The following is a 12,836-nucleotide window of genomic DNA, read 5'->3' as shown; positions in this document are numbered from 1 at the left end:
CAAGCCCCGCCCGTTCCTTCATGGAGGGATGTTCGATGGATCATTTTGCATCCGCGCCCGCCCTGCCCTATAAGCGCGGCATGGCGATATTTCCCCGTCCCGTTTCTCCCAAGAGCGCCTTTGGTGATTTCTGGAGCTATTTCCGGCAGCAGCGCCAGCATAAATGGCCGCTGCTCGGCGTGTCCGCGGCCTTCACCTATGTGATCGTCTGGGCCTTCATCGTCGACGCGAACACCAACACGATGCCGACCCGCAACAAGATCATTTATGTCCAGAGCTGGGATGCGAACCGGTCCGACGCGGCGGTGATCCTGCAGCAGAAGATCGACTTCGCCAAGCGCGAGGCGGCCCTCGTCAAGCAGCAGAAGAAGATGCAGGGCTATGCTGACGCCTTCGGCATCGAATGGCGCGACGAAGAGGCCCGCAACACCGCGCGGCGCAAGGAAGCCGTCCGCCAGATCAATGGCTTGCTGGACCAGCGGCTGGCCAAGGCGGAGGCCGAACAGAAGGTCGACGCGGCGACCGCCAAACCCTGACCATGATCACCGACGTCGCCGCTGACCGTCGCTATATGGCGGCGGCGATTGCCCTGTCGGAACGTGGCCGGGGCCTGTCCACGCCCAATCCCAATGTCGGCTGCCTGATCGTGCGCGGTGGCCATGTCGTCGGCCGCGGCTGGACCCAGAAGGGCGGCCGCCCCCATGCCGAGGCGCAAGCGCTGGACGAGGCGATGGACCGGGCCGAGGGGGCCACCGCCTATGTCACGCTCGAGCCCTGTTTTCACCTGAGCCCGCGCGGGCCGCGCTGCGCCGACCTGATGGCGCGCGCCGGGGTCGCCCGAGTCGTGATTGCTCTGCGTGATCCCGATCCGCGCACCGATGGCCAGGGCGCGGCCTGGCTGCGCGAGCGTGGCGTGATGGTCGAGATGGGGCTGATGGCGGGCGAAGCGGCCGAGGCGATGCGCGGCTTCGTGCTGCGCCAGACTCTGGGGCGCCCGGCAGTGACGCTGAAGCTGGGCCTCTCGCTCGACGGGCGGATCGCGCTGGCTGACGGGTCGAGTCGCTGGATCACCGGGCCGGATGCCCGTGCCCATGCCCATCTGGAGCGGGCACGGCATGACGCCATATTGGTCGGCGGCGGCACGCTGCGCGCCGATGCGCCCAGTCTGGACGTGCGCCTGCCGGGGCTGAAGGAGCGATCGCCCCGCCGGCTGCTGCTGAGCCGGAGCGCCGCGCCCGAAGGCTGGAGCGCGATTGCCGATCCGGAGGATATCGCGACGCTCGACCGGGTCGATCATCTGATGATCGAGGGCGGGGCCGAGACCGCCGCCGCCTTCCTGCGCGCCGATCTGGTCGACCGGCTGCTGCTCTATCGCGCGCCGATCCTGATCGGGTCGGGCCGGGCCGGGATCGGCGACATCGGCCTGACCGACCTGGCTGATGCCCATGGGCGCTGGCGCCAGACCGACCAGCGTCAGTTCGGCCCGGACCGGCTGGAGGTTTACGCGCGGACGCGCAGCGCCTAGATCAGCGCAAATTTCTTTCCCAAGGATCTGGGCACCATGTTCACCGGCATCATCACCGACATCGGCACCATCCGCACCCATGAGCAGCGCGGCGACCTGCGCCTGGTCATCGAAAGCGGCTATGACATGGAGACGGTCGCGATCGGCGCATCGATCGCCTGTTCGGGCGCCTGCCTGACGGTGGTGGAAAAGGGGCCAGGCTGGTTCGCGGTCGACCTGTCGGCCGAGACCGTCGCCCGCACCGCGCCGGGCCTGTGGGCACAGGGCGGCAAGCTCAACCTGGAACGCGCGCTGAAGGTCGGCGACGAACTGGGCGGCCATATCGTCACCGGCCATGTCGACGGCATCGGCCATCTGGTGTCGGCCAGCCGCGAGGGCGATTCGATCCGCCTGGTCATCAGCGCACCGGCGGAACTGGCCGCCGCGCTGGCCGCCAAGGGGTCGATCACATTGGACGGCATCTCGCTGACCGTGAACAGCGTCGAGGACCAGCCCGATGGCAGCGTGCATTTCGGCCTCAACATCATCCCGCACACCGCGATCGCGACCACGCTGGATAGCCTGCCCGATGGCCGGTCGTTCAATCTGGAGATCGATGTGCTGGCCCGCTATCTCGACCGGATGCAGAGCCTCCGCAGCAAATGATGTGATTTCACCCTTGAAGAAATCACATTGTAGTGTGATATAACGCTCATCCCCGATCCGGGAAGGAGTGTTTATGTCGTCATCGCTTATCGATTCCGTCCGCGCCCTCGTCACCGATGGCGGCATGTCCCGATCGGGCCTGGCGCGCGCCGCCGGCCTGCACGCCAACAGCTTGCGCAAGTTGGGCGAAGGCGACTGGAACCCGACCGCCGAGACGCTGGGCAAGCTGGAAGCCTATCTGCTCAAGCGCGAGGGCGGCACCGCACTTGCCAGCCCCGAGGAAATCATCAACGAGGCCCGCAACGGCCGCATGTTCATCCTGGTCGATGACGAGGATCGCGAGAATGAGGGCGATCTGGTCATCCCCGCCCAGATGGCGACCCCCGACGCGATCAACTTCATGGCCACCCATGGCCGCGGCCTCATCTGCCTGGCACTGACCAAGGATCGCGTCGACCAGCTCGGGCTCGACCTGATGAGCCGCAACAATGGTACCCGCCACGAAACGGCGTTCACCGTGTCGATCGAGGCGCGTGAAGGCGTCGACACCGGCATCAGCGCCGCCGACCGCGCCCGCACCGTATCCGTCGCCATCGACGCATCCAAGACGCGCGCCGACATCGTGACGCCCGGCCATGTCTTCCCGCTGATCGCCCGTGACGGCGGTGTGCTTGTGCGGACCGGCCATACCGAGGCGGCGGTGGACGTCGCCCGCCTGGCCGGCCTCAATCCGTCCGGCGTCATTTGCGAAGTGATGAAAGACGACGGCACGATGGCGCGCCTCGACGACCTGATCGTCTTTGCCCAGAAGCACAAGATGAAGATCGGCACGATTCGCGACCTGATCGCCTATCGCCGCCGCCACGACCATGTGGTCGAGCGTCGCGCCGAAACCAGCTTCGAAAGCAAATGGGGCGGCGAGTGGAAGGCAATCACCTTCTTCAACCGCGCCACCCAGTCCGAGCAGCTGGTTTTGCAGAAGGGTCGCATCAGCCCCGACCAGCCGACCCTGGTGCGCATGCACCAGCTGGCTCCGCTGAGCGACATTTTCGGTGCCGAAGGCCCGCGTGGCGACATGTTGGCCCGATCGATGGAAATCATCGACAAGGAAGGCGCCGGCGTGGTCGTGCTGCTGCGTGACGGCGAACCCGACATGCTGACCCGCATGATCCAGGCCCATGCCGGCAAGCAGCCCGGTGGCATGGACGAACTGCGCGACTATGGCGTGGGCGCGCAGATCCTGGCGGAACTGGGCGTGCATGACATGATCCTGCTCAGCAACACCCAGCACAGCCTGATCGCCCTTGACGGCTATGACCTGGCCGTGGTTGGGCAGCGTCCGATCGAGCTCTGAAGGATATTCGCATGGCCAAGTTTCTCATTGTCGAAGCCCGCTTCTACGACCATCTCAACGACCTGCTGATCGAAGGCGCGAAGGCCGCGCTGGACGAAGCTGGCCACAAATATGAGGTGGTGACCGTTCCGGGCGCGCTGGAAATCCCCGGCGCGATCGCGCTGGCAGCCGAGACTGGCCGCTTTGACGGCTTCGTCGCGATCGGCGTGGTGATCCGCGGCGAAACCTATCATTTCGAAGTGGTGTCGAACGAAAGCGCGCGCGGCCTGATGGCACTGAGCATGGATGCGATCGCCATCGGCAACGGCATCCTGACCGTCGAGAATGAGGAGCAGGCCCTGGTCCGCGCCCGTCCCGACCAGAAGGACAAGGGCGGCGAAGCGGCCAAGGCAGCGATCGCCATGTTGGGCCTGCGCGAGCGTTTCGCGATCTGATCCCCGGCCTTTTGGCAGACACAAGGAAGGGCGCGCTCCGCGAGGAACGCGCCCTTCTTCATGGGTGACGAGGGATCAGGCGGCCGCCTTTTCCTCGGCCAGGGTCGGATAGTCGGTATAGCCCTCCGCGCCCTGGCTGTAGAAGGTCGCCATCTGCGCCTGGGTCAGCGGCGCGCCTTCGCGCAGACGATCGACCAGATCGGGATTGGCGAGGAAGGGGCGACCGAAGCTGATCGCGTCGGCCAGGCCAGAGGCGAGATCGGCCTGCGCACGATCCAGCCCATAATCGCTGTTGAGGACCAGCGGCCCCTTGAAATGCTGGCGGATCAGCGGCGACAGGCGCGGCACGTCGGTGGCGCCGAAGGTGCCGTCCGGACCGGGTTCGCGCAGTTCGAGGAAGGCGATGCCGATCTGGTTCAGCACATCGGCGGCGGCGGCGAACAGCGGCTCGGGATTGCTGTCATTGACGCCTTGGGTATCGCCATTGGGCGACAGGCGCACGGACACGCGATCGGCACCGATCGCATCGACCACCGCCTGAGTCACTTCGCGCAGCAGGCGGACGCGATTCTCGATGCTGCCGCCATAGATGTCATCGCGAAAATTGCTGTTGTCGCGCAGGAACTGGTCGATCAGATAGCCATTCGCGGCGTGGATCTGGACCCCGTCGAAGCCGGCGGCGATCGCGTTTTTGGCTGCCTTCACATAGTCTGCGATAATACCGGGAATTTCGTCGATCGCGAGCGGACGAGCGACCTCATAGGGCTTCTTGCCCTCATAGGTGTGAGCATCGCCAGGCGTCGCGGTAGCGCTGGACGAAACCGGCTGCTCGCCGGTGACGGCCGAATGAACGGCGCGGCCCATATGCCAGAGCTGGGCGACGATCAGCCCGCCCTTGTCATGCACGGCCTGGGTGATCGGCTTCCAGGCCGCGACCTGTTCGTCGGTCCAGAGGCCGGGTGCATAGGGCCAGCCCAGGCCCTGGTGCGAAATGCCGGTCGCCTCGCTAATGATGAGGCCGGCCGAGGCGCGCTGCGCATAATAATCGACCATGATCGGGGTCGGGACATGATCGCGAGTGGCGCGGCCACGGGTGAGCGGCGCCATGATGGCGCGGTTCGCGGCGGTATCGGCGCCGAGCTTTATCGGATCGAAGATTGTGGTCATGAAACCTCCCTCATTAACGTTGCAATTTGCAACGGGACTTGATGCGGAAAGCCAGCTAGGGAGCCGCCATGGCCGCTTCAACCCCCATGGCGCATATCGCGACGCCCAGACTCGCTTTTCCGGCGCTGATCCTGGCCAATATCATTCTGGCGCTCGGACCGGTGCTGGTAAGGCTGGCCGATGTCGGGCCGGTGGCCGCCGCCTTCTGGCGATTGGCGATCGCCATGCCCTTCCTGTTCATCCTGGCATTGCCGAAGCTGCGCAAGAGCCGCTTGTCGCGCGGCCAGTGGACGATCGTGATTCTGGCCGGCGTCTGCTTTGCCGCCGATCTGGCTGCCTGGCATCTGGGCATCGGTCATACCAAGGTCGCCAACGCAACGCTGTTCGGCAATATGAGCGCACTGATGCTGCCGCTCTGGGGCCTCATCGTGCTGCGCGAACATGTATCGAAGCTGCAGATCGGCGCGCTGATCCTGGCCGCGATCGGCGCGGCCATATTGATGGGCAGCAGCTATGAGCTGTCGCCTGTCAACTTGAAGGGCGACCTGTTCTGCCTGCTCGCCGGGCTGCTCTACACCACCTATCTTCTGCTGATCCAGGGCGCACGCAAGCGGCTGGACAGCTGGTCGGTGCTGGCGGTCGTCAGCGCGGCCGGGGCCTTGCCGCTGCTGCTCGCCGCCAATGCGATGGGCGAAACGGTGATGCCGCAAGACTGGACGCCGCTCATCATCCTTGCCCTGTCCAGCCAGATCGTTGGCCAGGGGTTGCTCACCTATGCGCTTGGCTGCTTTTCCCCGCTGGTGCTGGGGCTCAGCCTGTTGCTGCAACCCGCCGTCGCCGCGCTGGCCGGGTGGCTGCTGTTCGGCGAGACATTGAGCGCGACCGACATTGTCGGCGGCGTGGCCGTGGCGATCGCACTGGTGCTTGTGCGCCTGCCGCGACGGGCCTAGGTTACGACCATGACCGACCAGACCCAAGAGCTGACCCTGGACGAAATCCGCGCATTGCTGGCGCCGATCCTGCCGCGCCACGCCGCCTTTGACGGCTGGCGGCCCGAAGCGGTGGCGATGGCGGCGGCGGAAAAGGGCATCGATGCCGATGTCGCCGTGCTGGCCTTCGACAATGGTGCCATGGGCATGATCGAGGCCTGGTTCGCCAGCATCGACACGCGGATGCTGGAGGCGTTGCCCCACGAAAAGCTGGCCGCCATGTCGATCCGCAAGAAGATCAGCGCGCTGATCGAGACCCGCCTGGCCCTGCTGGCGCCCGACCGCGAAGCGCTGCGCCGGGCGCAGGCGATCCTGGCGATGCCGACCAATGCCGTGCGCGCCGCCAAGCTGGGCTGGCACGCCGCCGATATCATGTGGCGCGCGGCGGGCGACACCGCCACCGACCTCAACCATTATAGCAAGCGGGCGACGCTCGGCAGCATCTATGCCGCGACGCTGCTGACCTTCGTCAATGACGAGAGCGAGGATCATGCCGACAGCCGCGCATTCCTGACGCGACGGATCGAGGGAATCATGCGCTTCGAGAAGATGAAGGCCCGGTTCAAGGGCGTGGGCGATGGCGAGCATCTCAGCCTGTCGCGCTTCATCGGCCGGCTGCGCTACCCGGCGGTGTGAAGTTCGGGCTGGCCTTCACCAGACGTAATTGATAGTCAGTCGCAAATCTGATTTCTGGTTAAGAGTCCATCCTCCTTGCGCCTGACCGATCTGCCCCTGCGCCAACCCGCTTTTGTTGAAACCATCGACTGGGAGTCGCTGTCGTCCGTGGAAGGACAGCGCCTGCGCGAGTTCGGCCTGTGCGAAGGCGCCAGCGTCGAGGCACTGCATCATGGCGGCCTGCTGGGTCGTGGACCGCTGGCGGTGAAGATCGGGCGCATGACGGTGGCGATGCGGCGCAGTCATGCCGCCGCCGTGGAGGTCAGCACCGGCCCGCAGGAGGCGCAGGCATGAGCGGCCTTCCCCTCGTCGCGCTGGTCGGCAATCCCAATGCGGGCAAGAGCGCCCTGTTCAACGCGCTGACCGGCGCGCGGCAGAAGCTGGGCAATTATCCGGGCGTCACGGTGGAGCGCAAGGCGGGCCGGCTGTCGCTGGCCGACGGCCGGCCGGTCGAACTGGTCGATCTGCCCGGCACCTACAGCCTGTCGCCTGCCAGCCCCGACGAACAGGTGACGCGCGACTTCGTGCTGGGCAAGCAGGCTGGCGAGAAGCTGCCCGATGCACTGGTGATCGTGGTCGACGCGTCAAACCTCGACAATCATCTGCGCTTCGCGTTGGAACTGATCGCGCTGGGCCTGCCCACTGTGGTCGCGCTCAACATGGTCGATCTGGCCACCCGCGACGGGCTGGAACTGGACGCCAATGTGCTGGCGCGCGAACTGGGCGTGCCAGTGGTGTCCACCGTGGCGGTGCGCAAGCGCGGCCTGGATCATCTCAAGACCGAGCTGGAAACGCTGCTCGGCGCCCAGACGGGCATGCTGCGCGCCTCCGCCGGTGAACCGGATTTCGACGCCGTGCGCCGCGAGGCTCGCCGCATCGCCCGCGCCGCGATCGTGCGCGAGACGCCATCGCGCCGGCTGACGGCGGCGGTCGACCGGGTCGCGCTGCACCCGGTATTGGGCCTCGCCCTGCTGCTGGGCCTGTTGTTCGTGATGTTCCAGGCGGTCTTCTCCTGGGCATCGGTGCCCGCCGACATGCTGGAAGGTTGGGTCACGGCGCTGGGCGAGGCGGTGACCAACACTTTGCCGCCCGGCATCATCCACGACTTCCTGCTGCAGGGCGTGGTCGGCGGCGTCGGCGCGGTGATCGTGTTCTTGCCGCAGATCCTGATCCTCTTCTTCTTCATCCTGATGCTGGAGGCGACCGGCTATATGGCCCGTGCCGCCTTCCTGATGGATGGCATCATGGCCAAGGTCGGCCTGTCGGGCCGGGCCTTCATCCCGCTGCTCTCCTCCTTCGCCTGCGCGGTGCCGGGGATCATGGCGACGCGCACGATCAGCGATCCCAAGGACCGGCTGACCACGATCCTGATCGCGCCGCTGATGACCTGTTCGGCGCGGCTGCCGGTCTATGGCCTGATTATCGCCGCCTTCATTCCGGCGCGCAGCGTCGGGCCGGGCATCGGCCTGCAGGGGCTGGTGCTGTTCCTGCTCTATGTCGCCGGCATCGTCGGTGCCATGCTGGCCGCCTGGGCACTGCGCCTGACCGTGGCCAAGGGCCGCAGCGGCGGGTTCCTGATGGAAATGCCGAAATATCAGTGGCCCCGGCCCCAGGATATCTTGATCGGCCTGTGGCAGCGCGGCGTCATCTTCCTCAAGCGCGCCGGCACCATCATCCTGGCCACCAATATCGTGCTGTGGGTGCTGGCCAGCTTCCCCCATGCGCCCGAGGGCGTGAAGCAGAGCGAATATTCGATCGCCGGGCGGATCGCGGGCGGCATCAACGTGCTGGTCGAGCCGATCGGCTTTAACCGCGACATTTCGCTCGCCCTGCTGCCCAGCATGGCGGCGCGCGAAGTCGCCGTGTCCGCCATCGCCACCGTCTATGCGATCGATGCCGAGGATGATGCAGAGGCGCTGGAACAAGGGCTGGGTGATCGGCTGGCCGGCCGTTGGAGCCTGGCTACCGCGCTCGCCTTCCTGGCCTGGTTCGTGTTCGCGCCGCAGTGCATTTCGACCATTGCCGTTACCCGGCGCGAGACCAATGGCTGGAAATGGCCGCTGTTCATGATCGGTTATCTGTTCGTGCTGGCCTATGCCGCGGCGGGCGTGACATATTGGGCGGCGGTCGCGATGGGACTCGGCTGATCCCAAGCCCCAGACATTTGGCCTAGCTTTGTTCTTTACCGCCAAGGCGAGGCTTCTATAACGGCGCCTTTAGTGCTTTCGGAGGAATCATGGCAGGCTCGGTCAACAAGGTCATTCTCATCGGGAATCTGGGGGCCGACCCGGAAGTGAAGAGCTTCCAGAATGGCGGCAAGATCTGCAACCTGCGGATCGCGACCTCGGAAAGCTGGAAGGACCGCATGTCGGGGGAGCGCAAGGAGCGCACCGAATGGCATAGCGTCGTCATCAATTCCGAAGGCCTGGTCGGCGTCGCCGAGCGCTTCCTGCGCAAGGGATCGAAGATCTACATCGAAGGCCAGCTGCGCACCCGCAAGTGGCAGGACAATAATGGCAATGACCGCTACACCACCGAGGTCGCCCTGTCCGGCCCCGGCGCGGTGCTGACCATGCTGGACGGTGCGCCGGGTGGCGGTGGCGGCCAGGGCGGCGGCTATGGCGGTGGTCGCTCGTCGGGCGGCGGCAACCAGGGCGTCAGCGACTGGGGCGCAAGCAGCGGCGGCTTTGGCGGCGGCGATTATGACGATTTCGGCGGCGGCAACAGCGGCGGCGGCTTTGGTGGCGGACGCTCTTCGGGCGGCGGCAACCAGGGTGGCGGCTTCGGCGGCGGACGCTCCTCGGGCGGCGGTCAGGGCGGCCCGAACTTCGACAACGACCTGGACGACGAAGTGCCGTTCTGATCGGTCCTTTCCACAGGGATTGACCTGACATGCATGTCCTGCTGACCGGATCGTCGGGCTGGCTGGGCCGTTTCCTGGCGCCGATGCTGCGCGCGGCGGGACATGCTGTGACCGGCCTGGACGTCGCGCCGGGCCGGGACACCGACATCATCGGGTCGGTCGCCGACCGGACGCTGGTCGACCGGATCTTTGCCGAGCGCGGCATCGAGGCGGTGATCCATGGCGGCGCGTTGCACAAGCCGGACATCGCCCGCTACACCGCCCAGGCCTTCATCGACGTCAATGTCACCGGCACGCGCAACCTGCTGGAGGCTGCGGTCGCGGCGGGACATGACCGCTTCGTCATGACATCCACCACGTCGCTGATGATCAGCCAGGCGGTGCGGGACGAGGCCGGCGACGCGGCGGTGTGGCTGGACGAGCAGAGCGGGCCGCTGGAGCCGCGCAACATCTATGGCGTGACCAAGCTGGCGGCCGAGGGGCTGTGCCGGGTGCAGCAACTGGAGTGCGGCATCGGCTGCACCATCTTGCGCACTGCCCGCTTCTTCCCGGAGGATGACGACACGGACGCCAGCCTGTCGGGGCAGAATCTGAAGGCCAATGAATTTCTCCATCGCCGGCTGACGGTCGAGGATGCGGCGCGGGCGCATCTGGTCGCGCTGGAACGGACGCCGCCGGCGCGCTGCGAAACCTATCTGGTTTCCGCGCCAACGCCGTTCGTTCGGGCGGAATCCGAGGAACTGAAACGCGATGCGGCAGCGGTGATCGCGCGCCATTTTCCCGAAGCTGCAGAGCTATATGCCCGGCGTGGCTGGCAACTGCCGGCGTCAATCGGCCGGGTCTATGACGCGGGGTTGGCGCAGCGCCAGATGGGGTTTCGCTGCGCGACGGACTTTGCCGCGATCCTGACGGCGCTGGCGAATGATGCGGCGATGCCGTTCATCCACGACGCCGATTATGTGTCGCCGGCGGTGCAAAGTTGACAGCGAAGCTGACAGTTTGAGCCCATTGTTGCGTTACTGATTTGAAAGCAGCCATTCCGATCATTCGTTACTTTTAATCACGAATGATGATCGATCCGCTGCATCAGTGTGAGTGGAGAGATGGATGTGACTCTCCGCTCGCATTATGCGATAATGATTTGCATGAGCAAGATTGAAGCTGCCATCGGTGTGCCAATCCGGCAGATAGTCCGCCCGCTGCAACTGGCAATCGGTGGCGCCATCACCCTGTCGGGCATCGGGATTTTGCTGGCACAGGCCGTCCGCCTGCTCTGACGGTCAGCAGGGGCGACCAGCGGCCACCCCTGCAGATCGAAGCTTAGTTGGCCAGTTCGGCCTTCGCGAAGTCGCGGATATGGGCGCCGATATCCTCGCGCTCCAGCGCCAGGGCGAGGTTCGCCTCGATATAGCCGGCCTTGGAGCCGCAGTCGAAACGGCGACCGTCGAAGGTGACACCGTGGAAGGGCTGCTTGCCGATCAGCGAGGCCATGGCATCGGTCAGCTGGATCTCGCCGCCCGCGCCCTTTTCCTGGGTTTCCAGGATCTTCATGACGTCGGGCTGCAGGATATAGCGGCCGGGCAGGATGAGGTTGGAGGGGGCCGTGCCGAGCTTGGGCTTTTCCACAAGGCCCTTCACTTCGGTCAGGGCGCCGTCGCGCGCGCCCGGATCGATCACGCCATAGCTGGGCGTCTGGTCCATCGGGATTTCGAGCGCACAGACCAGATTGCCGCCGACCTTTTCATAGGCCTCTACCATCTGCTTCATGCAGCCATTGCCGGGCGCGCCCTTCATGAACTCGTCGGGCAGGATGATGGCGAACGGTTCGTCGCCGACGATGTCGCGGGCACACCAGATGGCGTGGCCAAGGCCCAGCGGCTCCTGCTGGCGCAGGAACACTGCATCACCGGGCGCCAGGCGCGTCCCTTCGAGTGCCGACAGATCCTTGCCGCGCTCGCGCTGGGTGATCTCGCATTCGAAGGCGATGTCGAAATAATCCTCGATCGCGCCCTTGCCGCGTCCGGTGACGAAGATCATCTGCTCGATCCCCGCCTCGCGCGCTTCATCCACCGCATATTGGATCAGCGGACGATCGACCACGGGCAGCAATTCCTTGGGCACCGACTTGGTGGCGGGCAGGAAACGCGTGCCAAGACCGGCGACAGGAAAGACGGCTTTGCGAATCGGTTTGTTCGACATGGGACTCCGTTCTCGATGAGTGCCGGCTCGCTTGGGGGGATCGCGAACCGGGAGAAAAAGGTCAAGCGCTACGGCAACTTGTCTTTATGGGTCAGATCGTCAGAAGACGCTGTGCAACCTGTTCCAGCGCCGCAATTTCATTATCCAAATGCTCCAGGCTTACATATTGAGCATTGTTACGTAAGTCGCGGCACAGAAAGCCTTCAGGTGACGGCTGCTGAAAGCCGCCGATGATGAGGGTACGGAAACGGTCGATCCGCTGGAGATCGCGCTCGACCTCCGCAATTTCGGTCAGCCCGGCTGCGTTGCGCCGATCCCGCATGGCGACGGTCGTGCGCAATTCGGTCATCAGCTTGGTCATGGTCGGCCGCGTGCGGGCCCCCACGGTGCGGACGTCGCCCATGGTTTCCCGCAGTTCGGCCAGCCGCGCCTCCAGGCTCTGTTCCAGCATCGTCCAGGCGCAGACCAGCCGACCGATACCGCACAATAATGCCGCATCTTCCGGCGCATAGGCCGCAACCGGCTTCGTCACCTTGTCGTCCTGCGCCAATTCCGCGCTCACGCCCCGCATACTCCTCATGCCCCTGAATCTGCGCAGACCCGGCCGGAAAGGCCAGAGCAACGGGTCGCGCTCGCCCGCTAGCCGGGCACGGGCCAGCGGAATATGTGCTGAAACGTCGGCAAGCCGAACAAGTTGCGTTCAGCGGTGGCCGATCGGAAGGCGCCAGATCAGAAGTCGATGGCGATGCCCTTGCGCTCCCAGTCGCCATAGCGGACCGGGCTCAGCTCCTCGTCCAGCACCAGCTGCTGGTCGACCGGGTCAGGCTGGGGCACGGGCGGGCTCTTGGAGAGATGCTCGGGCGCCTTCACATGCGCTGGGCGCTTGCCGTTGAAATGTCCCATGTCGGGCCTTTCGATTGCGGAGCGCGCGCGGCAACCCCATATTCAGTGTCAGGCCCGCTATCTGGGCCGCAAAGGAGCGATG

General features: G+C 65.5%; 16 protein-coding genes. 12 read left to right on the top strand and 4 right to left on the bottom strand.

Annotated features, from left to right (window positions below; genetic code table 11):
• The first annotated feature begins 35 nt into the window (after nucleotides 1-35).
• The 5 genes from CG471_RS02845 to ribH all read left to right on the top strand — a co-directional run bounded on the left by CG471_RS02845 (nucleotide 36) and on the right by ribH (nucleotide 3,958).
• Nucleotides 36-536, top strand: a complete 501-nt coding sequence (locus tag CG471_RS02845) for a hypothetical protein (protein WP_048938113.1) — start codon at nucleotides 36-38, stop codon at nucleotides 534-536.
• 35 nt (nucleotides 537-571) lie between these two features.
• Nucleotides 572-1,525 (top strand): bifunctional diaminohydroxyphosphoribosylaminopyrimidine deaminase/5-amino-6-(5-phosphoribosylamino)uracil reductase RibD, encoded by a 954-nt coding sequence (gene ribD / locus CG471_RS02840; RefSeq protein WP_099230523.1) that lies wholly within the window; start codon nucleotides 572-574, stop codon nucleotides 1,523-1,525.
• Between the two features lie 36 nt (nucleotides 1,526-1,561).
• Complete coding sequence (locus CG471_RS02835) at nucleotides 1,562-2,170, top strand: riboflavin synthase (protein WP_099230483.1); 609 nt, start codon at nucleotides 1,562-1,564, stop codon at nucleotides 2,168-2,170.
• 73 nt (nucleotides 2,171-2,243) lie between these two features.
• Nucleotides 2,244-3,524 (top strand): 3,4-dihydroxy-2-butanone-4-phosphate synthase, encoded by a 1,281-nt coding sequence (gene ribB / locus CG471_RS02830; RefSeq protein ID WP_017501106.1) that lies wholly within the window; start codon nucleotides 2,244-2,246, stop codon nucleotides 3,522-3,524.
• Nucleotides 3,525-3,535: 11 nt separating this feature from the next.
• Nucleotides 3,536-3,958, top strand: coding sequence for a 6,7-dimethyl-8-ribityllumazine synthase (gene ribH / locus CG471_RS02825; protein WP_004208857.1), 423 nt, complete (start codon nucleotides 3,536-3,538; stop codon nucleotides 3,956-3,958).
• 75 nt (nucleotides 3,959-4,033) lie between these two features.
• On the opposite strand, the gene CG471_RS02820 is transcribed toward ribH, so the two are convergent.
• Nucleotides 4,034-5,125 (bottom strand): alkene reductase, encoded by a 1,092-nt coding sequence (locus tag CG471_RS02820; RefSeq protein WP_099230481.1) that lies wholly within the window; start codon nucleotides 5,123-5,125, stop codon nucleotides 4,034-4,036.
• A 68-nt stretch (nucleotides 5,126-5,193) separates the two neighbouring features.
• Here CG471_RS02820 and CG471_RS02815 point away from each other — a divergent pair, with 68 nt between their 5' ends.
• The 7 genes from CG471_RS02815 to CG471_RS31095 all read left to right on the top strand — a co-directional run bounded on the left by CG471_RS02815 (nucleotide 5,194) and on the right by CG471_RS31095 (nucleotide 10,929).
• A complete protein-coding gene (locus CG471_RS02815) occupies nucleotides 5,194-6,075 on the top strand; it encodes a DMT family transporter (RefSeq protein WP_099230479.1) in 882 nt (293 codons plus the stop codon).
• 9 nt (nucleotides 6,076-6,084) lie between these two features.
• Nucleotides 6,085-6,750, top strand: coding sequence for a COQ9 family protein (locus CG471_RS02810; protein WP_099230477.1), 666 nt, complete (start codon nucleotides 6,085-6,087; stop codon nucleotides 6,748-6,750).
• Between the two features lie 75 nt (nucleotides 6,751-6,825).
• Nucleotides 6,826-7,083 carry a FeoA domain-containing protein gene (locus CG471_RS02805; RefSeq protein WP_010339864.1) on the top strand — a complete coding sequence of 86 codons (258 nt, stop codon included), beginning with the start codon at nucleotides 6,826-6,828 and terminating at the stop codon, nucleotides 7,081-7,083.
• Nucleotides 7,080-8,936 (top strand): ferrous iron transporter B, encoded by a 1,857-nt coding sequence (locus CG471_RS02800; protein ID WP_048938121.1) that lies wholly within the window; start codon nucleotides 7,080-7,082, stop codon nucleotides 8,934-8,936. The genes CG471_RS02805 and CG471_RS02800 overlap by 4 nt, the downstream gene beginning before the upstream one ends.
• 89 nt (nucleotides 8,937-9,025) lie before the next feature.
• Nucleotides 9,026-9,652, top strand: coding sequence for a single-stranded DNA-binding protein (gene ssb / locus CG471_RS02795; protein WP_004208863.1), 627 nt, complete (start codon nucleotides 9,026-9,028; stop codon nucleotides 9,650-9,652).
• 29 nt (nucleotides 9,653-9,681) lie between these two features.
• Nucleotides 9,682-10,635: an NAD(P)-dependent oxidoreductase gene (locus tag CG471_RS02790; RefSeq protein WP_099230475.1), complete on the top strand. Its 954-nt coding sequence runs from the start codon at nucleotides 9,682-9,684 to the stop codon at nucleotides 10,633-10,635.
• Between the two features lie 162 nt (nucleotides 10,636-10,797).
• A complete protein-coding gene (locus CG471_RS31095; protein ID WP_257211402.1) occupies nucleotides 10,798-10,929 on the top strand; it encodes a hypothetical protein in 132 nt (43 codons plus the stop codon).
• A gap of 43 nt (nucleotides 10,930-10,972) precedes the next feature.
• On the opposite strand, the gene CG471_RS02785 is transcribed toward CG471_RS31095, so the two are convergent.
• The 3 genes from CG471_RS02785 to CG471_RS02775 form a co-directional block, all read right to left on the bottom strand.
• Nucleotides 10,973-11,851, bottom strand: coding sequence for a UTP--glucose-1-phosphate uridylyltransferase (locus CG471_RS02785; RefSeq protein WP_010338699.1), 879 nt, complete (start codon nucleotides 11,849-11,851; stop codon nucleotides 10,973-10,975).
• 91 nt (nucleotides 11,852-11,942) lie between these two features.
• A complete protein-coding gene (locus CG471_RS02780) occupies nucleotides 11,943-12,422 on the bottom strand; it encodes a hypothetical protein (RefSeq protein ID WP_069336381.1) in 480 nt (159 codons plus the stop codon).
• A 158-nt stretch (nucleotides 12,423-12,580) separates the two neighbouring features.
• Nucleotides 12,581-12,754, bottom strand: coding sequence for a DUF1674 domain-containing protein (locus tag CG471_RS02775; RefSeq protein WP_004208868.1), 174 nt, complete (start codon nucleotides 12,752-12,754; stop codon nucleotides 12,581-12,583).
• Nucleotides 12,755-12,836: the final 82 nt, after the last annotated feature.

The sequence above is a fragment of the Sphingobium sp. IP1 genome, assembly GCF_002708645.1.
GTDB classification, from domain to species: domain Bacteria; phylum Pseudomonadota; class Alphaproteobacteria; order Sphingomonadales; family Sphingomonadaceae; genus Sphingobium; species Sphingobium yanoikuyae.
The sequence above is the reverse complement of the archived record's forward strand: the minus strand, read 5'-3'. Positions and strand labels throughout refer to the sequence as shown.